General features: G+C 66.6%; 19 protein-coding genes. 3 read left to right on the top strand and 16 right to left on the bottom strand.

Features of this window, described 5'->3' with window-relative positions; genetic code table 11:
* Position 1: 1 nt before the first annotated feature.
* The 15 genes from rnhB to rpsB all read right to left on the bottom strand — a co-directional run bounded on the left by rnhB (position 2) and on the right by rpsB (position 14,247).
* A complete protein-coding gene (rnhB, locus tag RXV79_RS11740) occupies positions 2-625 on the bottom strand; it encodes a ribonuclease HII (protein WP_316703595.1) in 624 nt (207 codons plus the stop codon).
* Complete coding sequence (gene lpxB / locus RXV79_RS11735) at positions 597-1,745, bottom strand: lipid-A-disaccharide synthase (protein WP_316703594.1); 1,149 nt, start codon at positions 1,743-1,745, stop codon at positions 597-599. The genes rnhB and lpxB overlap by 29 nt, the downstream gene beginning before the upstream one ends.
* 14 nt (positions 1,746-1,759) lie before the next feature.
* The gene (lpxA, locus tag RXV79_RS11730) at positions 1,760-2,545 is read right to left on the bottom strand and encodes an acyl-ACP--UDP-N-acetylglucosamine O-acyltransferase (protein WP_316703593.1); all 786 of its coding nucleotides are present in this window, start codon (positions 2,543-2,545) and stop codon (positions 1,760-1,762) included.
* Between the two features lie 16 nt (positions 2,546-2,561).
* On the bottom strand, positions 2,562-3,002 hold the full coding sequence (fabZ, locus tag RXV79_RS11725) for a 3-hydroxyacyl-ACP dehydratase FabZ (RefSeq protein ID WP_316704094.1): 441 nt from the start codon (positions 3,000-3,002) through the stop codon (positions 2,562-2,564).
* Between the two features lie 5 nt (positions 3,003-3,007).
* A complete protein-coding gene (gene lpxD, locus RXV79_RS11720; RefSeq protein ID WP_316703592.1) occupies positions 3,008-4,039 on the bottom strand; it encodes a UDP-3-O-(3-hydroxymyristoyl)glucosamine N-acyltransferase in 1,032 nt (343 codons plus the stop codon).
* Between the two features lie 3 nt (positions 4,040-4,042).
* The gene (locus RXV79_RS11715; RefSeq protein WP_316703591.1) at positions 4,043-4,558 is read right to left on the bottom strand and encodes an OmpH/Skp family outer membrane protein; all 516 of its coding nucleotides are present in this window, start codon (positions 4,556-4,558) and stop codon (positions 4,043-4,045) included.
* On the bottom strand, positions 4,558-6,870 hold the full coding sequence (gene bamA, locus RXV79_RS11710) for an outer membrane protein assembly factor BamA (protein ID WP_316703590.1): 2,313 nt from the start codon (positions 6,868-6,870) through the stop codon (positions 4,558-4,560). Before bamA ends, RXV79_RS11715 begins: the two co-directional genes overlap by 1 nt.
* Positions 6,871-6,877: 7 nt before the next feature.
* A complete protein-coding gene (gene rseP, locus RXV79_RS11705) occupies positions 6,878-8,251 on the bottom strand; it encodes an RIP metalloprotease RseP (protein WP_316703589.1) in 1,374 nt (457 codons plus the stop codon).
* The gene (ispC, locus tag RXV79_RS11700) at positions 8,248-9,453 is read right to left on the bottom strand and encodes a 1-deoxy-D-xylulose-5-phosphate reductoisomerase (protein ID WP_316703588.1); all 1,206 of its coding nucleotides are present in this window, start codon (positions 9,451-9,453) and stop codon (positions 8,248-8,250) included. The genes rseP and ispC overlap by 4 nt, the downstream gene beginning before the upstream one ends.
* 8 nt (positions 9,454-9,461) lie before the next feature.
* Complete coding sequence (locus RXV79_RS11695) at positions 9,462-10,316, bottom strand: phosphatidate cytidylyltransferase (protein WP_316703587.1); 855 nt, start codon at positions 10,314-10,316, stop codon at positions 9,462-9,464.
* A gap of 4 nt (positions 10,317-10,320) precedes the next feature.
* A complete protein-coding gene (uppS, locus tag RXV79_RS11690) occupies positions 10,321-11,052 on the bottom strand; it encodes a polyprenyl diphosphate synthase (RefSeq protein WP_316703586.1) in 732 nt (243 codons plus the stop codon).
* Between the two features lie 14 nt (positions 11,053-11,066).
* On the bottom strand, positions 11,067-11,627 hold the full coding sequence (frr, locus tag RXV79_RS11685) for a ribosome recycling factor (protein ID WP_316703585.1): 561 nt from the start codon (positions 11,625-11,627) through the stop codon (positions 11,067-11,069).
* A 15-nt stretch (positions 11,628-11,642) separates the two neighbouring features.
* A complete protein-coding gene (gene pyrH, locus RXV79_RS11680) occupies positions 11,643-12,353 on the bottom strand; it encodes a UMP kinase (protein WP_316703584.1) in 711 nt (236 codons plus the stop codon).
* Positions 12,354-12,473: 120 nt separating this feature from the next.
* The gene (gene tsf / locus RXV79_RS11675; RefSeq protein ID WP_316703583.1) at positions 12,474-13,370 is read right to left on the bottom strand and encodes a translation elongation factor Ts; all 897 of its coding nucleotides are present in this window, start codon (positions 13,368-13,370) and stop codon (positions 12,474-12,476) included.
* A gap of 130 nt (positions 13,371-13,500) precedes the next feature.
* Positions 13,501-14,247 (bottom strand): 30S ribosomal protein S2, encoded by a 747-nt coding sequence (rpsB, locus tag RXV79_RS11670; protein WP_316703582.1) that lies wholly within the window; start codon positions 14,245-14,247, stop codon positions 13,501-13,503.
* A 165-nt stretch (positions 14,248-14,412) separates the two neighbouring features.
* On the opposite strand from rpsB, the gene RXV79_RS11665 reads away from it, so the two are divergent.
* The 3 genes from RXV79_RS11665 to RXV79_RS11655 are packed head-to-tail and all read left to right on the top strand — an operon-like array spanning position 14,413 to position 18,581.
* Positions 14,413-15,762: an amidase gene (locus tag RXV79_RS11665; protein WP_316703581.1), complete on the top strand. Its 1,350-nt coding sequence runs from the start codon at positions 14,413-14,415 to the stop codon at positions 15,760-15,762.
* On the top strand, positions 15,762-17,102 hold the full coding sequence (locus tag RXV79_RS11660; RefSeq protein WP_316703580.1) for an FAD-dependent oxidoreductase: 1,341 nt from the start codon (positions 15,762-15,764) through the stop codon (positions 17,100-17,102). The genes RXV79_RS11665 and RXV79_RS11660 overlap by 1 nt, the downstream gene beginning before the upstream one ends.
* A 3-nt stretch (positions 17,103-17,105) precedes the next feature.
* A complete protein-coding gene (locus RXV79_RS11655) occupies positions 17,106-18,581 on the top strand; it encodes an NAD(P)H-hydrate dehydratase (protein WP_316703579.1) in 1,476 nt (491 codons plus the stop codon).
* A gap of 4 nt (positions 18,582-18,585) precedes the next feature.
* On the opposite strand, the gene rnr is transcribed toward RXV79_RS11655, so the two are convergent.
* Complete coding sequence (gene rnr, locus RXV79_RS11650; protein WP_413816696.1) at positions 18,586-20,838, bottom strand: ribonuclease R; 2,253 nt, start codon at positions 20,836-20,838, stop codon at positions 18,586-18,588.
* Positions 20,839-20,846: the final 8 nt, after the last annotated feature.

Raw genomic sequence — 20,846 nt, 5'->3', positions numbered from 1 at the left:
GTCAGGGCCCTTCGAGCGCTTCGCGCACCGGCGCGAACGAGCGTCGGTGGTGCACGCAGGCGCCGTGCGCACGCAAGGCCGCCAGGTGCTCGGCGGTCGCGTAGCCCTTGTGCCCGTCGAAACCGTATTGCGGATGGGCCTCGTGCAAGGAGAGGCACAGCCGATCGCGATGCACCTTGGCGAGGATCGAGGCCGCCGAGATCGACTTCACCTTGGCATCGCCCTTGACGATGGCCTCTGCCGCGATCTTGAGCACCGGCAAGCGGTTGCCGTCGACCAGCACCTTGCCGGGTTTCAGGCGCAGACCTTCGACGGCGCGCTTCATCGCGAGCATCGTCGCATGCAGGATGTTGAGCGTGTCGATCTCTTCGACCGAGGCTTCGGCGATCGAGCAGCACAGCGCCTTGGCGCGGATCTCGTCGTAGAGGCGCTCACGCGCGAGCGCCGTGAGCAGCTTCGAATCCTTGAGCCCACGGATGGGCTTCAGCTCATCGAGGATCACGGCCGCGGCCACCACCGGGCCGGCCAGCGGGCCGCGCCCCGCTTCATCGACACCCGCGACGAGCCCGATCACATCGAAGCTCAGGCCGAGCTGTTCAGGCACGGAGGACTTTTTCGATGGCATCGGTGGCGGCTTGGGCGGTGTTGCAGCGCAATTGCTGGTGCAGGCCTTCGAAGCGCCGGACCAGCGAGGCACCCGCCTCGGGATCGTCCAGCCACTTGAAAGCGGCGCGAGCGAGATTGTCGGGGGTCGCCTCGGCTTGCAGCAACTCCGGCACGGCAAAGTCGCGCAACAGAATGTTGGGCAGGCCCACCCAGGGCTGGTAGGCCATGCGCTTCATGAGCTGATAGGTCAGCCAGTGCATCACGTAGGTGATGACCATGGGCCGCTTGAAGAGCGCAGCCTCGAGCGTGGCGGTGCCGCTGGCGATGAGCGTCACATCGCAGGCGCCGAGCGCCTGGTGCGACATCCCGTTCAGCACCTGGACGCCGGCTCCGGGTGCGTACTGCGCCACCAGCGGGTCGATCATCGAGCGCAGGCTCGGCACCGCAGGCAGCACGAAGCGCAGGCCCGGGCGTTCGCGCTTCATCAACTGCGCAGCAGCAAGCACGCGCGGCGCGTTGTACTGGATCTCGGAGCGGCGGCTGCCGGGCAACAAAGCTACCACCTGCACATCGGCGTCAAGCCCGAGCGCGACCCGCGAGGCAGCACGCGGCACCTCGACCGGAATGGCATCGGCCAGCGGGTGACCCACGTAGCTCGCGGCGATGCCATGCTTTGCATAGATCTCCGGCTCAAACGGGAAGATGCACAGCACATGGTCGGCCGCAGCGCGGATCTTCTCGATGCGCTTGCCGCGCCAGGCCCAGATCGACGGGCTGATGAAGTGCACGGTCTTGATGCCGGCCGACTTGAGGCGTGTCTCCAGGCCGAGGTTGAAGTCGGGGGCATCGACGCCGATGAAGGCATCAGGCCGCTCCTTGAGCAAACGGTCGCCCAGCGCATTGCGGATGCCGACCAGCTCGCGGTAGTGGCGCAGCACCTCGACATAGCCACGCACCGCCAACTTCTCGTGCGGCCACCAGGCGTCGAACCCATGCTCGGCCATGCGTGGGCCACCGATGCCGAAGCTGGCCAGGTCGGGCCAACGTGATTTCAGACCTCCGAGCAGAAGGCCCGCCAGCAGATCCCCCGAGGTTTCGCCGGCCACCATGCCCAGGCGAGGGCCTGTCGTCACTGTCATCGGTAGCCCGCAGTTCAGCGCACGAGGCCGCGGGTGGACGCGGCGAGGAAATCCAGCATGGTCTGGATGTCTTCGTCTCCGCCCTGCCCCCTCAGACCTTCGACTTCGGCCTTGGCCTGGTCGAGCGTGGCACCGCTGCGGAAGATCAGCTTGTGCATCTGACGGATCACCCGTTGGCGCTCATCGCTGAAGCCGCGACGCTTGAGGCCGGTGAGATTCACTGCACGCACGGCCAGGGGGTTGCCGTCGACCGTCATGAAGGGTGCGACATCCTGAGCCACATGGCCCTGGAAGCCGATCATCGTGTGCGCACCGACGTGCACGAACTGATGCACGCCCGACAGTCCACCGATGACGGCCCAGTCACCCACGTGAACATGGCCCGCGAGCGTCACGTTGTTGGCCAGCACCGTATGGCTGCCCACGCGCACGTCATGCGCGAGGTGGACGTAAGCCATGATCCAGTTGTCACTGCCAACCCGGGTCACACCCTGCTCCTTGAAGGTGCCGGTGTTGAAAGTGCAGAACTCGCGGATGGTGTTGCGATCGCCGATCACGAGTTCGGTGACTTCGCCGCCATGCGACATGTCCTGCGGCATCGCGCCGATGGAGCTGAACTGGTAGAGCTTGTTGTCGCGGCCGATCGTCGTGCGGCCTTCGATCACGCAGTGCGGCCCGACGGTCGTGCCTTCACCGATGCGCACCTCGGGGCCGATCACCGCATACGGGCCCACCGTCACCGAGCCCGCGAGTTGTGCCTTCGGGTCGACGATCGCGGTCGGGTGGATGTTGTTGCTCATCGCGAGCCCTCCGCCGTCACGCCACGCGGCGCATGGTGCAGGTGAGTTCGGCTTCGACGGCCAGTTCGCCAGCAACCAGGCCGCGCGCCTTGAAGCGGCACACGCCGGCCTTCATGCGGTCGAGGTCGACTTCAAGCACGAGTTGGTCACCGGGCTCCACCGGGCGCTTGAAGCGAGCACCGTCGATGCCGGCGAAATAGAAGACGGTCTGGTCGTCGAGCTTGATGCCCATCGTCTCGATGGCAAGGATGGCCGCGGCCTGGGCCAGCGCTTCCAGCATCAGCACGCCCGGCATCACCGGGCGGTGCGGGAAGTGGCCGTTGAAGTACGGCTCGTTGATGCTGACGTTCTTGATCGCCTGGATGCGCTTGTTCTTCTCGAGCGACAGCACCCGGTCCACCAACAAGATGGGGTAGCGGTGCGGCAGCGTCTTCAGGATTTGGTGGATGTCGATCATGGTCGTCATGGGGTCTTCTTTTCAAGGGCGCGCAGGCGCTCCCTCAATGCATGCAGATTGCGCAGCGTGGCCGCGTTCTTTTCCCAGGTCGCATTGTCGTCCATGGGGAAGAGGCCGCTGTACGTTCCCGGCTTGAGGATCGAGCGTGTCACTGCGGTGCACGATGAGATCACGGTGCCATCGCAGATCTTGAGGTGGCCGGTGATCATGGCGGCGCCGCCGATGATGCAGCGGCTGCCGATGATCGAGCTGCCGGCGATGCCCGTGCAGCCCGCGATGGCGGTGTGTGCGCCGATGCGGCAGTTGTGGCCGATCTGGACGAGGTTGTCGATCTTCACGCCGTCTTCAATGACGGTGTCGTCGAGCGCACCGCGGTCGATGCAGGTGTTGGCGCCGATCTCGACATCGTTGCCGATGCGCACGTTGCCCAGTTGCTCGATCTTGACGGCACCGCTCGGGCTGGCCGCGAAGCCGAACCCGTCGGCGCCCAGCACGACACCACTGTGCACTATGCCGCGCGCGCCGATCTGACTTCCGTGCATGAGCGTCACACGCGCCGACAGGCGCGTACCCCACCCCACCCTGGCGTCTCGCCCGATGAAACAGTGGGCTCCGATCACCGCGTCTTCCTCGATCACCGCGCCGGCTTCGATGACGACGAACGGGCCGATGCTTGCCGACTTGGCCACCTGCGCCGAGGGGTCGATGGCAGCGCTCGGATGGATGCCCGGCAGATCGCGCGGGCGGCTGCGCGCTGCCCACCATTGCGTGAGGTGCGCAAACGAGAGATAGGCGTCGGCCGTCACCAGCGTTGCGCCGCGCGCGATGGCCGCGTCGCGGGACGCCGGGCCAACGATCACGCAGCCCGCTTCGGAGCTGGCCAACTGGCTCTGGTACTTCGGGTTGGAAAGAAACGAAATTGTGGACGGCGTGGCGCCTTCCAGGGGCCCGATGCGCGTGATGCGGTGGGCAGGATCGCCGATCAGCTCGCCCCCCAGGTGCGAGGCGATCTCACCCAGTGTGGCAGCCTCAGCCACCGCCTACTTTCCGACTGGTTCGTTGAGCTTTTTGATCACGCTGTCAGTGATGTCGATGCGCGGGCTGGCGTGGAAGGCTTCCTGGACCACGAGGTCGTAGTTCTCTTTTTCGGCGATCTGGCGGATCACCGCCAGCACCCGCTCGCGCAGCGCGATCATTTCGTCGTTGCGGCGCTGGGCGAGGTCTTCGCGGTAGGTGCGCTGCTTGCGCTGCAACTCACGATCCTGATCGATCAGCTCGCGCTGGCGGCGTTCACGCTCGGCGTCAGGCAGCGAGACGCTTTCACGGTCCAGCTTCGTGGCCGCCGCCTTCAGCTTGCTGTTGAGTTCGGTGAGTTCTTTCTCGCGCCGATTGAAATCCGCCTCCAGCTTCACCCAGCCGGCCTGGTTGGGGAGCGCATCGCGCATCACCTTGTCGCTGTTGACATAGGCGATCTTCACACTCTGGGCGTGCGCGAGCGAGGCGGCAACGACCAGGCAGACGGCAAAGATCACCGACTTGATGGATGAGCTGCTCATTAGAACGCGGTCCCGATCTGGAATTGGAGACGCTGGATTCTATCCGTGCGCTCGTAGCGAAGCGGCTTGCCCCAGCTGAGCTTGAGCGGGCCGACCGGGGACACCCAGCTCAGGCCCAGGCCAGCCGAGACGCGCAGTGGGTCGAGGGCACTCTTGTCGTCCCACACGTTGCCGGCGTCGAGGTATGCGAAGAAGCGCAGCGTGCGGTCGTTCCCGGCACCGGGCACTGGCAGATAGAGCTCGCTGTTGAGGTTCAGGCGCCGCGTGCCGCCGATGTAGCCACCCTGTACGTCCACTGGGCCCAGAGTGCCTTGGTCGAACGCCCGGACGGTGCCCAGGCCGCCTCCATAGAAACGCTTGAACACCGGATAGGGCTTGTCCTGCAGACCCTCGCCCCAGCCCAGTTCGGCGTTGACAGCAAAGGTGTATCTCTTCGACAGAGGCCAGTAGTGCTGGTATTGCAGGTTGGTCCGGAGGTAGCGCGTATCTGCGGCGGCACCCCACTCGACGTTGACTCGCTTGTAGCTGCCTTCGTTGGGCACCAGAGCGCTGTCGCGGCCGTCACGCGTCCAGCCAATGGTGATTGGCACCGATGTGGTCTTTTCGCCGTATTGCGCGATGTGCTGCACGTAAGTCTCAGGCATTCCGAAGCTGCCCTTGATCTTCGTCTGCTCGATGCCAGCGCCAAAGAAGACCGTGTCGTACTCGCTGAACGGCACCCCGAACTTGATGGAAGCGCCGGGGGTGATGAACTCGTACTCCTCACCCTGGCTGTTGATCGGCTTCTGGGTGCGGTAGAAAACGTCCACCGCACGCGAGATGCCATCGATGGTGAAGTACGGGTCGACCGCGCTCACCACCAGCGTGCGGGCCGACTTGCTGGTATTGATGTCGATGCCGAGGTAGTTGCCGGTCCCGAAGACGTTGTCCTGCTTAATCGACGCCGACAGCGCGAGCTTGTCGGCGCTTGAGAAGCCAGCGCCCAGCGACAGGTTGCCCGTCGGCTTCTCGACAACCGTCAGCGTGAGATCCACCTGGTCGGGCGACCCGGGCACCTCGTTGGTCTCGATGTTGACTTCCTTGAAGTAGCCCAGGCGGTCGACCCGGTCGCGCGACAGCTTGATGCGGTTGCCGTCGTACCAGGACGATTCAAACTGGCGGAACTCGCGGCGGATCACTTCGTCGCGAGTGCGGCTGTTGCCGGCAACGTTGATGCGGCGCACGTAGACGCGGCGCTGCGGGTCGGCTACAAGTACAAGCACCACCTGCCCGGTCGCACGGTCGATGTCGGGGCGAGCATCGACACGCGCGAAGGCGTAGCCGTAGGTGCCGAAGCGGTCGGTGAAGGCCTTCGAAGTGTCGGCCACCGATTCGGCGCGATAAGGCTCACCCGGCTCGATCTTGACCAGCGACTTGAATTCGTCTTCCTTGCCGAGGTAGTCCCCCTCGAGCTTCACACCGGTGACCGTGTAGGGCTGGCCTTCGCGGATGTTGACGGTGATCGTGATGTCCTGCTTGTCGCCGGAGATGCTCACCTCGGTCGACTCGATCGCGAATTCGAGGTAGCCGCGATTCAGGTAGTACGAGCGCAGCGTCTCCAGATCCGCCGTGAGCTTCGAGCGCGAATAACGGTCGCCCTTGGTGTACCAGTTGAGCCAGCTGCCGTCATTGAGGTCGAAGAGCCCGGTGAGCGTGCCTTCCGAGAACGCCTTGTTGCCGAGGATGCGGATGTCGCGGATGCGCGAAGGGCCGCCTTCGGTGATGGTGAAGGTCACGTTGACGCGGTTGCGCTCTTGCGGCGTGACGGTGGTCACCACCTCGGCGGCGTAGAGGCTCTTCGTCAGGTATTGACGCTTCAATTCCTGCTCGGCGCGGTCGGCCAGGGCCTTGTCGAAGGGCAGGCCTTCGCCAATGCCGAAGTCCTTCAGCGACTTGATGAGCACGTCCTTGTCGAACTCCTTCAAGCCCACGAAGTCGATGTTGGCGATGACGGCGCGCTCGTCGACGATCACCACGACGACATCGCCATCGACCTCGACGCGAACGTCCTTGAAGAGGCCGGTCGCGAAAAGTGCCCGCAAGGCCGCCGCGCCTTTTTCGTCGGTGTAGGTGTCACCGATGCGGAACGGCAGGGAAGCGAACACGGTGCCCGCATCGGAGCGCTGCAGGCCTTCGACGCGGATGTCCTTCAGCACGAACGGTGCGACGGCCCAGGCCGACCCGGCCTGCAAGGCCAACCCCAAGGCAATCGACAGGACGCTGGGACGGAAGTACGACAGGCGGAGGCGTGGCGAGACAGGGAGATTGCGCATGCAGTATTCAGTGCAGGCCCAGAATGCGGGCCACGTCGTTGTAGAGGGCGAGCGATGTCATCACGAGCATCAGCGCCACACCACCGCGCTGCAGTCGATCCAACCACGCCTCGGAGGGCGGCCGCCCCGTCACGGCTTCGAAAAGATAGTACATGAGGTGCCCACCATCGAGGACCGGCAACGGCAGCAGGTTGAGCACCCCGAGGCTCACGCTGACCACCGCGAGAAAACCGAGATAGTAAGCGAGGCCCATCTTCACCGATTGGCCGGCGTAGTCGGCGATGGTCAACGGGCCGCTCAGGTTCTTGAGCGACGCTTCGCCGATCAGCATGCGTCCGAGCATGCGCAGCGTGAGCGCCGAGACCTCCCAGGTGCGAGACGCCGCCTGCGCGAAGCCATCCCACAGGCCGTAGCGCACGGTCACCATCTCGATTGGCAGCCCGAGCCCCGCTTCGATGCGGCCGACCCGCTTGTCGCCATCGGTGACGATCGCCGGCTTGACCGCCAGCTCGAGCACCTGACCCTCGCGCAGCACCGACCAGCGCTGCGGGTCGGTCGAACGACGATCGGCGCTGGCGCGGATGGTCTGCCAGAGCTGGTCCATGGTGCGCATCGGCGTGCCATCGATGCTCAGTACCACATCGCCCGCCTTGAGCCCGGCCTGGGCGCCGGCCCCACCCGGCTTGACCGATGCGAGCAGCGGTGCGTCGCCGCGATAGGGGGCACCGAGCCCGATGCTTTGCATCAACTTGGCGTCGACATCCTTGGCATTCAGCTTGTCGAGTTCGAGCACGACGGTGCGCTGGCCATGGCCCTCGCCATTGGTCACCAGCAACTGGATGGGGCGCCCCTCCAGGACGGCATGGGTCACCTGCCAGCGCAGATCGGTCAGCGAGCGCACGTCTTCCCAATCGGTGCCATCGGTCGACCAGGCGCGCACCCAGTCGCCCGAGCGCATGCCGGCACGCTCGGCCACACTCGCTGCAACCGGCGCTGACAGAAGCGCCTTCGGCTCTTCGACGCCAATCCAGTGCTGCGCGGCATAGAGCAACACCGCAAGCAGCAGATTGGCCGCCGGCCCCGCCGCGACGATCGCGGCCCGTTGGCGCAGCGGCTTGCGGTTGAAGGCCATGTGCAGCTCACTCGGCTCGACCGGGCCTTCGCGCTCGTCGAGCATGCGCACATAACCGCCCAGCGGCAACGCCGAGAGCACGAACTCCGTGCCGCCCGGTTGCGGCTGGCGTCGCCACAGCACCTTGCCGAAGCCGACCGAGAAACGCAGCACCTTCACCCCGCAGGCACGGGCCACACGATAGTGGCCGTACTCGTGGATGACGATGAGCACGCCCAGCGTCAGGATGAAAGCGAGAACAGTGGTCATGGTGCGCGCAGGCGGCTCACCTGCTGCTCGGCCGCGCGGCGTGCGCTGGCGTCGAGCGAGAGCAGCCCCTCGATCGAGCGGCAGGCATCGGACGAGGGCGTGATCGCATCGAGGGTGTGCGCATTGACGCTGTGAATCTGGTCGAAGCGGATGGTTCCCGCCAGGAACGCCGCCACCGCCACCTCGTTGGCGGCGTTGAGCACCGCGGTGCTGCCCTCGGCGCCGCGCAGCGTGTCCCACGCCAATTGCAGGCCGGGGTAGCGCTGCATGTCGGCCGGCTCGAACTGCAGTGCCGCCAGCGTCGTGAAATCGAGCGCACTCGCGCCCGATTCGATGCGCTCGGGGAACGACAGGCCATAGGCGATCGGCACGCGCATGTCGGGCGTGCCGAGCTGCGCGAGCACCGAGTTGTCTCGGCACACCACCATCGAATGGATGATGCTCTGCGGGTGGATCACCACGCGGATCTGCTCCGGCGTGAGGTCGAACAGCCAACGCGCCTCGATCACCTCGAGCGCCTTGTTCATCATGGTCGCCGAGTCGACCGAAATCTTGCGGCCCATGACCCAGTTGGGATGGGCGCAGGCCTCATCGGGTGTCACGCGGTGGAGGGTGCCGTGATCTCGCTGGCGGAACGGGCCGCCCGACGCGGTGAGCACGATGTGGTCGATGCGCCGGCCCCAGGTGCTGCGATCCTCCGGCAGGCACTGGAAGATCGCGGAATGTTCGCTGTCGATGGGCAGGAGCGTCGCGCCGCCCTCCTTCACCGCCTTCATGAAGAACGCGCCGCCCACGACGAGCGCCTCCTTGTTGGCGAGCATCAGGCGCTTTCCGGCACGCGCCGCAGCGATGCAGGGCTCAAGCCCCGCGGCTCCGACGATGGCCGCCATCACCGAGTCCACTTCAGGATGCGCCGCCACCAGCGACAGGGCACCCGAGCCTTCGAGCACCTCGGTGCGCAGGCCTGCGGCCTTCAGGCCTTCGCGCAAGAGCTGGGCGAGCCCTGGCTGCGTGATCACGGCGTAGCGCGGCTTCCACTGCACGCACTGTGCAAGGAGCTCGTCGACGCGGCTGTGCGCCGTCAGAGCGAAGACGTCGTACCGCTCGCGGTGACGTGACATCACTTCAAGCGTGTTTGCGCCCACGCTGCCGGTCGAGCCAAGGACACAGACGCGCTGCCGCGCGGAAGGAGTCGATTGCATGGAGTTGCTCAGAAATTGCCGAGCGTGCTCAGCGCCATCGCGATGGGAAACACGGGCAGCAGCGCATCGACACGGTCGAGTACACCGCCATGCCCGGGCAGCAAGTTGCTGCTGTCCTTGGCCCCGGCGCTGCGCTTCACGAGCGACTCGACCAGGTCCCCCACCACACTCATCGCGCTCAGGAAAACCAACGCCAGCACGAGTCCTGGCGCCCCCAGGCGCTCCAGCAGCACGGTGAAGAGGCTCGCCGAGTCGAGGGATGGCAATTGCCAGTGCTGATCGGCCCAGATCCACGCCCAGGCCAGTGCCTGCACGCCGACCATGCCGCTCCACACCCCTTCCCAGCTTTTGCCAGGGCTGATGGCGGGGGCGAGCTTGCGCCGGCCAAAGGTCTTGCCGCCGAAGTAGGCCGCGATGTCGGCCACCCAGACCAGGCAGAAGATCGACAGCAGGAAGTTGATGCCGGCCGCCTTGGCACTCGAGAGCGCGAGCCAGGCCGTCCAGATGGCGGCCATGCCAATCAGCCAGCGGGCCACGCGAGGCAAGTTCGGCCACGATCCGACGCCCACCTTCAGCGCGAGCGCGCCGCCCAGCACCCAGACGACGAACGCCAACCACCAGGCCACACTCGGCCCGACGTGCACCCAGCCCGCCCACAACGCCACGCCGCAGGCTGCCGCCGTCACAACGCCCATTCCCACGGCAGTCGCAGAAGACGCGCCATTGAGGCGACCCCACTCCCAGGCCGCGGCGCCCGCCATCGCCAGCATCAGCAGGGCGAACGGCCAGGCCATCGGCGCAAAGAGCGCCGGCAGCAAGACGAGCAACATGACAACCGCGGTGATGACACGTTGCTTCAACATGGTGTCAGGCCTTCGCCAGCGCCGCTGCGTCCGCCGACGACACCAGGCCGAAACGGCGGTCACGCCGCGCGTAATCGGCCAGTGCTGCATCGAGTTCGGCTTCGCCGAAGTCGGGCCAGAGGCAGTCGCTGAACACGAATTCCGAGTACGCCGCCTGCCACAGCAGGAAGTTGCTCACGCGCTTCTCGCCGCCGGTGCGGATGAAGAGATCGGGGTCGGGCGCGAAGCTCATCGCCATGTAGCGCGAGAGCGTGGCCTCGTCCAGGGCTTCGGGAGCCACGCCATCGGCGATCGCCTTCTGGCAGGCCTGCACCACGTCCCAGCGGCCGCCGTAGTTGAACGCGACCGACAGGTTGATGCGGGTGTTGTGGCGTGTGGACTCTTCGGCACGCTCGAGCGCCGCGCGCACTGCGGGTGCGACGTGCGAACGATCGCCGACGATGCGGATGCGCACACCCTCGCCCACCATCTTGGTGAGGTGCTTGGAGACGGTGGAAATGGCGAGGCTCATCAACCCCGACACCTCTTCGGCCGGTCGCTTCCAGTTTTCCGACGAGAACGCGAAGACCGTGACGTACTCGACCCCACGGTCAGCGCAGGCCTTCACCACCCCCACCAGCGCGTCGACCCCGAACTTGTGCCCGACAAAGCGCGGCATGAAGCGCTTCTTCGCCCAGCGGCCATTGCCATCCATCACGATGGCGATGTGGCGTGGGACGCGCTGCGCTGAGTCCACGAAGGTGCTGTGTGTCAGACGGCCATGATCTCGGCTTCCTTGGCCGAGGTGAGGCGGTCGATTTCCGCAATGATGCGGTCGGTGAGCTTCTGCACCTCGTCGAGCGAGCGGCGCTCGTCGTCTTCGGTGATGAGCTTGTCTTTCAGGAGCTTCTTGGCCTGGTCGTTGGCATCGCGGCGCAGGTTGCGCACCGCGATGCGAGAGTCTTCGGCAGCCGAGCGCACGACCTTGGTGAGGTCGCGGCGGCGCTCTTCGGTCAGCGCCGGCAGCGGCACGCGCAGCAGGTCGCCCTGTGCGGCGGGGTTGAGGCCCAGGTCCGACTCGCGGATAGCCTTCTCGATCTTCGGGCCCATGCCCTTTTCCCAGGGCTGCACGCTGATCGTGCGGGCGTCGAGCAGGCTCACGTTGGCGACCTGGCTGATGGGCACCATCGAGCCGTAGTAGTCGACCTGCACCTGGTCGAGGATGCCGGGGTGGGCGCGGCCGGTGCGGATCTTGCCCAGTTCGTTCTTGAACGATTCGATGGACTTGGCCATCTTCGCTTCAGCGTTCTTGCGGATGTCTGCGATGCTCATTTCAGTGCTCCTGCCTCACACGTGCACGAGAGTGCCTTCATCTTCACCCAGCACCACGCGCTTGAGCGCGCCGGCCTTGAAGATGCTGAAGACCTTGATCGGCAGCTTCTGGTCGCGGCACAGCGCGAAGGCGGTTGCGTCGAGCACCTGCAGGTTGCGGGTGATGGCTTCGTCAAAACTGACCCGGCTGTAGCGCGTGGCGCTCGGGTCTTTCTTGGGATCGGCGGTGTAGACGCCGTCGACCTTGGTGGCCTTGAGCACGATCTCGGCGCCGATCTCGGCGCCGCGCAGTGCCGCGGCCGTGTCGGTGGTGAAGAAGGGGTTGCCGGTGCCGGCAGCGAAGACCACCACCTTGCCTTCTTCAAGGTATTGCAACGCCTTCGGGCGCACATAGGGCTCGACCACCTGCTCGATGCCGATGGCCGACATCACGCGCGCCGTCATGCCCTCTTGCCGCATCGTGTCGGCCAGCGCCAGCGAGTTCATCACCGTGGCCAGCATGCCCATGTAGTCGGCCGTGGCCCGGTCCATGCCGACCGAGCCGCCCGCCACGCCGCGGAAGATATTGCCCCCGCCGATGACCACCGCCACCTCGCACCCGAGCTGCGTCACTTCCTGGATCTCGCGCACCATGCGGACGATGGTCGCGCGGTTGATGCCGTAGGCATCGTCGCCCATCAGGGCTTCGCCAGAAAGTTTGAGCAGGATGCGCTTGTAGGCCGGCATTCAGTTTCCTCGTGAAGTCGACTTGTGGTCAGACGAACTCGTGTTCAGGACGGGGTGGGCATTGAGTCTATCCGCGAAGCCGGGCCCGAAGGCCCGGCGCGGCACGCTCCAGTGGGGGCTTCAGCCGCCCTTGGCGGCCGCCACTTGCGCCGCCACTTCGGCTGCGAAGTCGTCGACCTTCTTCTCGATGCCTTCGCCCACCACGTAGAGCGTGAAGCCCTTGACCGTGGTGTTGGTGGACTTGAGGTACTGCTCGACAGTCTGCTTGCCGTCGGCGGCCTTCACGAACACCTGGTTCAGCAGGCTGACTTCCTTCAGGTACTTCTGCACCGAGCCTTCGACCATCTTGGTGACGATGTCGGCCGGCTTGCCCGATTCGGCAGCCTTCAGGGCAGCAACCGAACGCTCCTTCTCGATCAGCGTGGCGGGCACGTCTGAAGCCGACAGCGACACCGGCTTCATGGCGGCCACGTGCATGGCCACGTCCTTCGCAGCGACCTCGTCGCCGTCGAACTCGACGATCACGCCGATGCGGGTGCCGTGCAGGTAGCTGGCGAGCTTGCCGCCGCTGGCATAGCGCTTGAAGCGGCGGAACGACATGTTTTCGCCGATCTTGCCGACCAGGCCCTTGCGCACGTCTTCGAGCGTGGGGCCGAAGCCGTCTTGCGAATACGGCAATGCGCCCAGCGCGGTCACGTCAGCCGGGTTGCTCTTGGCGATGAGCTCGGCGGCGGCCTTGGCGAGCGCGAGGAACGAGTCGTTCTTGGTGACGAAGTCGGTTTCGCAATTGACTTCGAGGATCGCGCCGGTCGTGCCTTCCACGGCCGCGGCGACCACGCCCTCAGCGGTGATGCGCGAAGCGGCCTTGCCGGCCTTGCTGCCCAGCTTGACGCGCAGCAGTTCCTCGGCCTTGTCGAAGTCGCCACCGGCTTCGGTGAGTGCCTTCTTGCACTCCATCATCGGGGCGTCGGTCTTGGCGCGCAGCTCGGCGACCATGCTTGCGGTGATTGCAGCCATCTCAAATCTCCTGTTGGCTCGGGGTCGGAAGCGTCCGCCGACCGCCGGAATCGTCATGCATTGATTGAAAAAAAGGGGCTGTCAAAGCCCCTTTTCATGCTCACCCGTGAGGTGAGTCGGGGCGAGTCGCTCAGGCGTTCTCGCTGACTTCCACGAATTCGTCGCCTTCGGCCGACACAGCCTGGACCACTTCGTTGGTGGCGTTGGCCTTGCCTTCCAGCACGGCGTCGGCCACGGCGCGGGCGTACAACGCCACGGCCTTGGACGAGTCGTCGTTGCCCGGAATGACGTAGTCGATGCCGTCGGGCGAATGGTTGGAGTCCACCACGCCGATCACCGGGATGCCCAGCTTCTTGGCTTCGGCAACGGCAATCTTGTGATAGCCGACGTCGATGACGAAGATCGCGTCAGGCAGCGCGTTCATGTCTTGAATGCCGCCGATGTCCTTCTCGAGCTTGGCCAGCTCGCGCTGGAACAGCAGGGCTTCCTTCTTGATGCGGATCTCGCTGCCCGCCTCGACCTGGGCCTGCATGTCCTTCAGCTTCTTGAGCGAACCCTTGACCGTCTTGAAGTTGGTCAGCATGCCGCCAAGCCAACGCTGGTCGACGAAGGGCATGCCAGCGCGCTTGGCTTCCTGCACGATCACGTCGCGCGCCTGGCGCTTGGTGCCGACCATCAGGATCGTGCCGCGCTTGGCGGCGAGCTGGCGGATGAACTTCATCGCATCGAGGAAGAGCGGCTGCGTCTTCTCGAGGTTGATGATGTGGATCTTGTTGCGATGGCCGTAGATGTACGGGGCCATCTTGGGGTTCCAGAAGCGCGTTTGGTGCCCGAAATGGACGCCGGCTTCCAGCATTTCACGCATGGTGACGGACATGAATCACTCCAAAGGTTGGTTCTAGAATCCGGCCAGAATCGCCAGCGCTTTTTCGTAAAGCAGGCGACACCTTCAACGGCCGGATTCGCGATTTGTTCACCCACGCCAGCTCGACACGGCCGGCATTCAGGTAAACCCGCGGAGTATAGCAGGCACTCTCCACCCATGACGAATGACCTGACCGCTGCCCGAGCCGCCCTGCTGCAAGGGCGCACGACGGCGGCCGAGGCCTTGGCCGCCAGCCTGCAGAGCGCCGAGAGCGCCGCCAACACCAGGACGTACCTGACCCGCTTCGATGCCCAGGCGATGGCCGCGGCGCACGGCGTCGACCGGCTGCACGCGGCCGGCGCGCCGCTTCCCGCCCTCGCAGGCCTTGCGGTGAGCGTGAAGGCGCTGTTCGATGTGCAGGGCTACGCCACGACGGCCGCTTCCCGCGTCTTGGCCGATGCGCCAGTCGCGCAGGCCGACTGCCCGGCGGTCGCTCGGCTGCGAGCCGCCGGCGCTTCGCTGACCGGCCATACCAACATGACGGAGTTCGCGTTCTCGGGCGTCGGACTGAACCCCCACTACGGCACGCCTCCCAACGCCGCGACTCTGGCGCTGGACGCCGAGCCTCGCATTCCAGGTGGTTCGACCTCGGGGGGCGCCGTCTCGGTCGCCAGTAGCGCGGCGTGGGCCGCGCTCGGGTCCGACACCGGCGGCTCCATCCGCATCCCGGCTGCGCTGCAAGGCCTGGTCGGCTTCAAGAACACGGCCCGGCTCACGCCGACCGAAGGCGCGATCCCTCTGTCGACCACGCTTGACACCGCCTGCGCCATCACCCGCTCGGTGCGCGACGCCGTGCTGCTCCACGAAGTACTGGCGGCACGTCGCGTCAGTCTCCCGGGCCGCCCCGTGAGCGCACTGCGACTGGCCGTGCCCACGTCGCAGCTGGAAGGACTGGACGACAACGTCGCGCGCGCCTTCGAGCGCTCCCTCGGAACACTGCGCCAAGCCGGGGCACAGATCGAGACCCTTGCCCTGCCCGAGCTGGCCGAGCTCACCGCCATCAACGCCACTGGTGGCTTCTCGGCCGCCGAGAGCTGGGCGTGGCACCGCCAGTTGCTCAGCCAGCGCCAGGCCGACTACGACCCCCGCGTCGCCCTGCGCATCCACCGCGGCGAAACAATGTCGGCCGCCGACTACCTCGACCTCACGCGCGCCCGCGCCGACTGGATTGCCCGCATGACCCTCACGATGCGCCGCTACGACGCGCTGCTCAGCCCCACCGTCCCCATCGTGGCGCCCACCATCGCCAGCCTCACGAGCGACGATGCCTTCTTCGCCACCAATGCCCTGTTGCTGCGCAACCCCTCGGTCGTCAACATGCTCGATGGCTGTGCGCTCTCGCTGCCCTGCCACACGCCCGACGAACTGCCCGTCGGCCTGATGGTCTGGAGCCACGCACTGCAAGACGACGCCGTACTCGACGCCTCGCTTGCGATCGAAGCCACGCTCGCGAAGGGGCGCTCCTGATGCGCGTCGCCGTGATCGGAGCTGGCATCGTCGGGGTGACGTCTGCCTATGAACTCGCGGCCGATGGCCACGACGTCACTGTCTTCGAGCGTCGCGGCAGCGTGGCAGCCGAGTCGAGTTTCGCCAACGCGGGCGTGATCGCCCCAGGTTATGTGACACCCTGGGCATCGCCGGGCATGCCGTGGCACGTGATGAGCCACCTCTTCCAACGGCACGCCCCCGTGAGGCTCAACGCACGCCTCGGGGCGTCGACGCTGGGCTGGATGTGGCGCTGGTGGCGCGCCTGCCGCCCCGCCGCCTACCGCAGCAACCGCGCCAACCTGCAGCGGCTCGCCAACTACAGCAAGCAGCGTCTGCACAAGCTCACGCATGCACTGCAGCTCGACTACGAGCGTGCCGAGGGCTACCTCGTGCTGCTGCGCAGTGCCCGCGAGGCCGAACGCGCGCAAGCGACCCTCGATCAGCTGAAGGAAGCCGGCATACGCCACCACCTTCTCGATGCCGCTCAATGCCGCCAGGTCGAGCCGGGCCTGAGCGCCGATGCTCCGCTGCACGCCGGCGTCCACCTGCCGCACGACGAGGTGGGGAATTGCCGCCAGTTCGCGCTGCTGCTGCGCACCGAGGCAGAACGCCTGGGCGCCAAGTTTCGTTTCCACACCAACGTGCAGAGCCTCGGCCCGGGTAGCCGACCGACGCTGACCAGGGTCTACTCGCCGATGGAGGAGTCCACCTGGGTGAGCGCCGACGCCGCGCGCCTCGACGGGCCTCCGACCGACGTCCTCCCTTTCGAGCCCGAGACCGAAACGTTCGACGCCGTGGTCATCTGTGCCGCCGTCGATTCGACCCGGCTGCTGCGACCGCACGGCTTGAAGTTGCCGCTGGCCCCCGTGTATGGCTACTCGGTGACGGCCCCGCTTCGCAAGCTAGACGCCCACCCCGACCTGGGCCCGCGCTCAGCCGTCATGGACGAACGCTACAAGGTCGCGGTCAGCCGCTTCGGCTCACGCCTGCGCGTGGCCGGCAGTGCCGAACTCGGCGGCCGCCCCGAGCGGCACCACAAGGCCGCGCTTGCCACGCTCTACAAGGTGCTGAATGACTGGTTCCCCGGCGCGGCCCACATGAGCCAGGCCCAGGTGTGGAAGGGTGCCCGCCCCATGCTGCCCGACGGCCCACCGCTGCTGGGCGAAAGCGGCCTGCCCGGCGTGTGGCTCAACCTGGGTCATGGCTCCAGCGGCTGGGCTCTCGCCTGCGGGTCGGCGCGGGTGGTCGCCGATGCGGTGTCGTCGCGCGCCGCGGCCATCGACACCGAAGGCCTCGGCCTCGAACGGCTGCGGCACTGAGCGATGCAACGCATCCTGCCCGCCCGGCGCGACTGGCCGCTGCATGACGTGGCCGCGTCGCGGCAGATCGAGCAGCAGGCGCAGCTTGGGTTGCCGCCCCACACCTTGATGCAGCGAGCGGGAGCGGCGGTCGCCGCCCTCACGCGCGCGCTGCATCCTCACGCACGCCGCGTGTGGATCGCCTGCGGGCCGGGCAACAACGGCGGCGATGGGCTGGACGCCGCCATCCACCTGCTGGCTGCGGGTTGGTCAGTCGAGGTTTCGTTGATCGGTGACCCGCAGCATCTGCCCGCCGATGCGGCAGACGCCTACGCACGGGCCCGCAACGCCGGCATCTCCGTTCACGCCAACACCGGGCCGGCCGAGAGGCCGGACGTCGCGATCGACGCCCTTCTCGGCCTGGGCAGCCGGCGCGCTCCGGCCGGTGAACTCGCCTCGCTGATCGACGCCCTGAACGCCCTCGCCTGCCCGGTGCTGGCGGTGGATCTGCCCTCGGGCCTGAACGCCGACACAGGCCAAGCGCATGACGATGCCTGCGTCGTGGCCGACCACACGCTGTCGCTCCTGACACTCAAGCCGGGCCTCTTCACCGCGGCCGGCCGAGACCACGCAGGAGAGGTGTGGTTCGATGCGTTGGGAACTGCTGGGCCCGAACGCGCGAGCGCCATGCTGAGCGGCTCCCCGGCAAGCGCCGCCGACCGAGGCCACGCGCGGCACAAAGGCAGCTTTGGCGACGTCGCCATCGTGGGCGGCGCCACTGGCATGGCAGGAGCGGCGCTGCTCGCCGCCCGAGCCGCCCATGCCGCCGGCAGCGGCCGTGTCTACGTGGACGTGCTCGACGCCGCCCCGCTCACGCTGGATGCCACGCGGCCCGAGCTGATGTTCCGCCGCGGCTGGTGGCAAACCGCATCGGCAGAAGCGTCGACCGTCGTTGCCGGCTGCGGCGGCGGCACGGCGATCCGCGAAGCACTGCCCCGCTTGCTGAGCACCGCGGGCCGTCTCGTGCTGGACGCCGACGCCTTGAACGCCGTGTCAGCCGATCCGTCGCTCGCTGCGCTCCTGGCGGCACGCCAGACCCGTCAGCGTGAAACCGTGCTGACGCCACATCCACTCGAGGCCGCACGCCTCCTGAACACCGACACCGCAAGCGTGCAGTCCGACCGCCTCGCCGCTGCGGGCCGACTGGCGTCGCAATTCGGCTGCGTGGTCGTGCTCAAGGGCTCGGGGTCGGTGATCGCGGCGCCCGACGGTGCACTCTGGATCAACGGCACCGGCAACGCAGCGCTCGCCAGTGCCGGCACCGGCGATGTGCTCGCAGGCTGGATCGGCGGCTGCTGGTCGGCCTCGGGAAGCGGCGCGCTCGAGGCCGCGCGACACGCCACCTGGCTGCACGGCCTGGCCGCCGAACTCAGCCCCACGGCGCCGCTGCGCGCCGCCGATCTGGTCGAAGCGATGCACAGCGCCGGCGCACGGCGCTGAGGGCTCAGCGTCGGCGCGCCGTCTTGCCGCTGGGCTTGCGTGCCGCCGACTTGGCCGCGCGCACCGGGTGCGCACCGCTCTTCTTGCTGCCCGAGCCTTCCTTGCGGGCACGTGTGGCGGCCTTCACGGCACGGTCCGCCTCCTTCACCGCGGCGAGTTCGGCCACGGCACCTTTGCCCGCCCCTGCCTTGTCGCGCTTGGCGCGGGCCAGCAGGGCGCTGTCTTCGTTTTCGTGGACCATGCGGAAGTCGATCTTCCGGCCATCGAGGTCCACGCGGCTCACCTGCACGCGCACGCGCGAGCCGATGGCATAGCGCACGCCGGAGCGTTCGCCGCGCAGTTCCTGGCGCGCTTCGTCGAAGCGGAAATATTCGCCTCCGAGTTCGGTGATGTGGATCAGGCCCTCAACGTACAAGCTGTCGAGCGTGACGAAGAGGCCGAAGCTCGTCACGGCGCTCACCGTGCCGCTGTACTCCTCGCCCAGGTGCTCGCGCATGAAGCGGCACTTGAGCCAGGCTTCGACGTCCCGCGACGCTTCGTCGGCACGGCGTTCGTTGGCGCTGCAATGGGCACCCACGCCTTCCCACCGCTCCTCTTCCGCGTGCGAGTTCTTGCGCGACTTGCCCGCAGCCTCGATGTGGCCGCTCAACAAGCTGTAGCGCTTGCCCTGCAGCAGCGCCTTGATCACGCGGTGCACCAGCAGGTCGGGGTAACGGCGGATCGGGCTCGTGAAGTGCGTGTAGGCCTCGTAGGCCAGTCCGAAGTGGCCGCTGTTGATGCCGGTGTAGATCGCCTGCTGCATGGACCGCAGCAGCATGGTGTGGATCTGCTGCGCGTCGGGCCGGTCTTTCGTCGCGGCGGCGATGGCCTGGAATTCTCCGGGCTTCGGGTCGTCGCCGACGTTCATGCCGAGGCCGAGCTGCTTGAGGTAGTTCTGCAGCAGCGTCTTCTTCTCCGGCGTCGGCCCTTCGTGCACGCGGTACAGCGACGAATGCTTTGCCGATGCGATGAAGTCGGCCGAGCACACGTTGGCGGCCAGCATCGCCTCTTCGATCAGCTTGTGCGCCTCCGTGCGCGTGCGCGGCACGATCTTTTCGATGCGGCCGTTGTCGTCGCAGATGATCTGCGTCTCGGTGGTCTCGAAGTCGACCGCACCGCGTTTGGCACGCGCCTTCAGCAGCGCGCGGTAGACCTCGTGCAGGTGCAGCAGATGCGACACCAGGTCCTTGCGGCGCGCGGCTTCCGGCCCGCGGGTGTTCGACAGGATGGCCGCCACCTCGTTGTAGGTGAAGCGCGCATGCGAGCAGATCACGGCCGGGAAGAACTGGTAGGCGTGGATCTCGCCTTCCTTCGTGATGAGCATGTCGCAGACCATCGACAGCCTGTCTTCATTCGGATTGAGCGAACACAGGCCGTTGGAGAGTTTCTCCGGCAGCATCGGGATCACACGGCGCGGGAAGTACACCGACGTGGCGCGCTCGTAGGCGTCGTCGTCCAGCGGCTCGCCGGGCTTCACGTAGTGGCTCACGTCGGCAATGGCGACCACGAGGCGCCAGCCGTCGAAGGCGCTCTTGCCACGGCCGTGCTTGGCGGGCTCGCAGTAGACGGCATCGTCGAAATCGCGGGCGTCTTCACCGTCGATGGTCACGAGCGGCACATCGGTGAGGTCGATGCGATCGCGCTTGTCGGCGGGGCGGACCTTCTCCGGCAGGCTGGCCGTCTGTGCCAAGGTCTCCGGCGAGAAACGATGCGGCACTTCGTACTTGCGCACCGCGATCTCGATCTCCATGCCGGGGTCGTCGATCTCGCCGAGCACTTCGGTCACGCGGCCCATCGGCTGCGAGTACAGCGACGGCGGCTCGGTCAGCTCGATGGCCACGACCTGTCCGGCGGTCGCATTCGCGATCGCGTTCTTCGGGACCATGATGTCCTGGCCATAGCGCTTGTCTTCAGGTGCCACGAGCCAGATGCCGCTCTCGTGCAGCAGGCGCCCGATGATCGGTGTCTTGCGGCGCTCGAGGATCTCGAGCACGCGGCCTTCAGGGCGGCCCTTGCGGTCGTAGCGCACCACGCGTGCCTTCACACGGTCACGATGCAGAACCGCCCGCATCTCCTGCGGCGAAAGATAGAGATCGGGCTGGTTGTCATCGCGCACGACGAAGCCGTGTCCATCGCGATGGCCTTGCACTGTGCCTTCGACTTCGCTCATCAGCTCAGCGCCGATGGCAGTCGTGTTTGAAAATTTCGATTGTTTGATGATATAGT

Origin of the sequence: Piscinibacter gummiphilus (assembly GCF_032681285.1) — a bacterium.
Lineage (GTDB): Bacteria > Pseudomonadota > Gammaproteobacteria > Burkholderiales > Burkholderiaceae_C > Rhizobacter > Rhizobacter gummiphilus_A.
Note: the sequence above shows the minus strand (reverse complement) of the source record. Positions and strands in the feature narration are given on the sequence as shown.

What these genes read in the sequence shown, in the direction of transcription:
- rnhB (WP_316703595.1), bottom strand. Translation starts at nt 625, where the DNA reads ATGCCATCGAAAAAGTCCTCCGTGCCTGAACAGCTCGGCCTGAGCTTC.
- lpxB (WP_316703594.1), bottom strand. Translation starts at nt 1,745, where the DNA reads ATGACAGTGACGACAGGCCCTCGCCTGGGCATGGTGGCCGGCGAAACC.
- lpxA (WP_316703593.1), bottom strand. Translation starts at nt 2,545, where the DNA reads ATGAGCAACAACATCCACCCGACCGCGATCGTCGACCCGAAGGCACAA.
- fabZ (WP_316704094.1), bottom strand. Translation starts at nt 3,002, where the DNA reads ATGATCGACATCCACCAAATCCTGAAGACGCTGCCGCACCGCTACCCC.
- RXV79_RS11715 (WP_316703591.1), bottom strand. Translation starts at nt 4,558, where the DNA reads ATGAGCAGCTCATCCATCAAGTCGGTGATCTTTGCCGTCTGCCTGGTC.
- bamA (WP_316703590.1), bottom strand. Translation starts at nt 6,870, where the DNA reads ATGCGCAATCTCCCTGTCTCGCCACGCCTCCGCCTGTCGTACTTCCGT.
- rseP (WP_316703589.1), bottom strand. Translation starts at nt 8,251, where the DNA reads ATGACCACTGTTCTCGCTTTCATCCTGACGCTGGGCGTGCTCATCGTC.
- ispC (WP_316703588.1), bottom strand. Translation starts at nt 9,453, where the DNA reads ATGCAATCGACTCCTTCCGCGCGGCAGCGCGTCTGTGTCCTTGGCTCG.
- RXV79_RS11695 (WP_316703587.1), bottom strand. Translation starts at nt 10,316, where the DNA reads ATGTTGAAGCAACGTGTCATCACCGCGGTTGTCATGTTGCTCGTCTTG.
- frr (WP_316703585.1), bottom strand. Translation starts at nt 11,627, where the DNA reads ATGAGCATCGCAGACATCCGCAAGAACGCTGAAGCGAAGATGGCCAAG.
- pyrH (WP_316703584.1), bottom strand. Translation starts at nt 12,353, where the DNA reads ATGCCGGCCTACAAGCGCATCCTGCTCAAACTTTCTGGCGAAGCCCTG.
- tsf (WP_316703583.1), bottom strand. Translation starts at nt 13,370, where the DNA reads ATGGCTGCAATCACCGCAAGCATGGTCGCCGAGCTGCGCGCCAAGACC.
- rpsB (WP_316703582.1), bottom strand. Translation starts at nt 14,247, where the DNA reads ATGTCCGTCACCATGCGTGAAATGCTGGAAGCCGGCGTCCATTTCGGG.
- RXV79_RS11665 (WP_316703581.1), top strand. Translation starts at nt 14,413, where the DNA reads ATGACGAATGACCTGACCGCTGCCCGAGCCGCCCTGCTGCAAGGGCGC.
- RXV79_RS11660 (WP_316703580.1), top strand. Translation starts at nt 15,762, where the DNA reads ATGCGCGTCGCCGTGATCGGAGCTGGCATCGTCGGGGTGACGTCTGCC.
- RXV79_RS11655 (WP_316703579.1), top strand. Translation starts at nt 17,106, where the DNA reads ATGCAACGCATCCTGCCCGCCCGGCGCGACTGGCCGCTGCATGACGTG.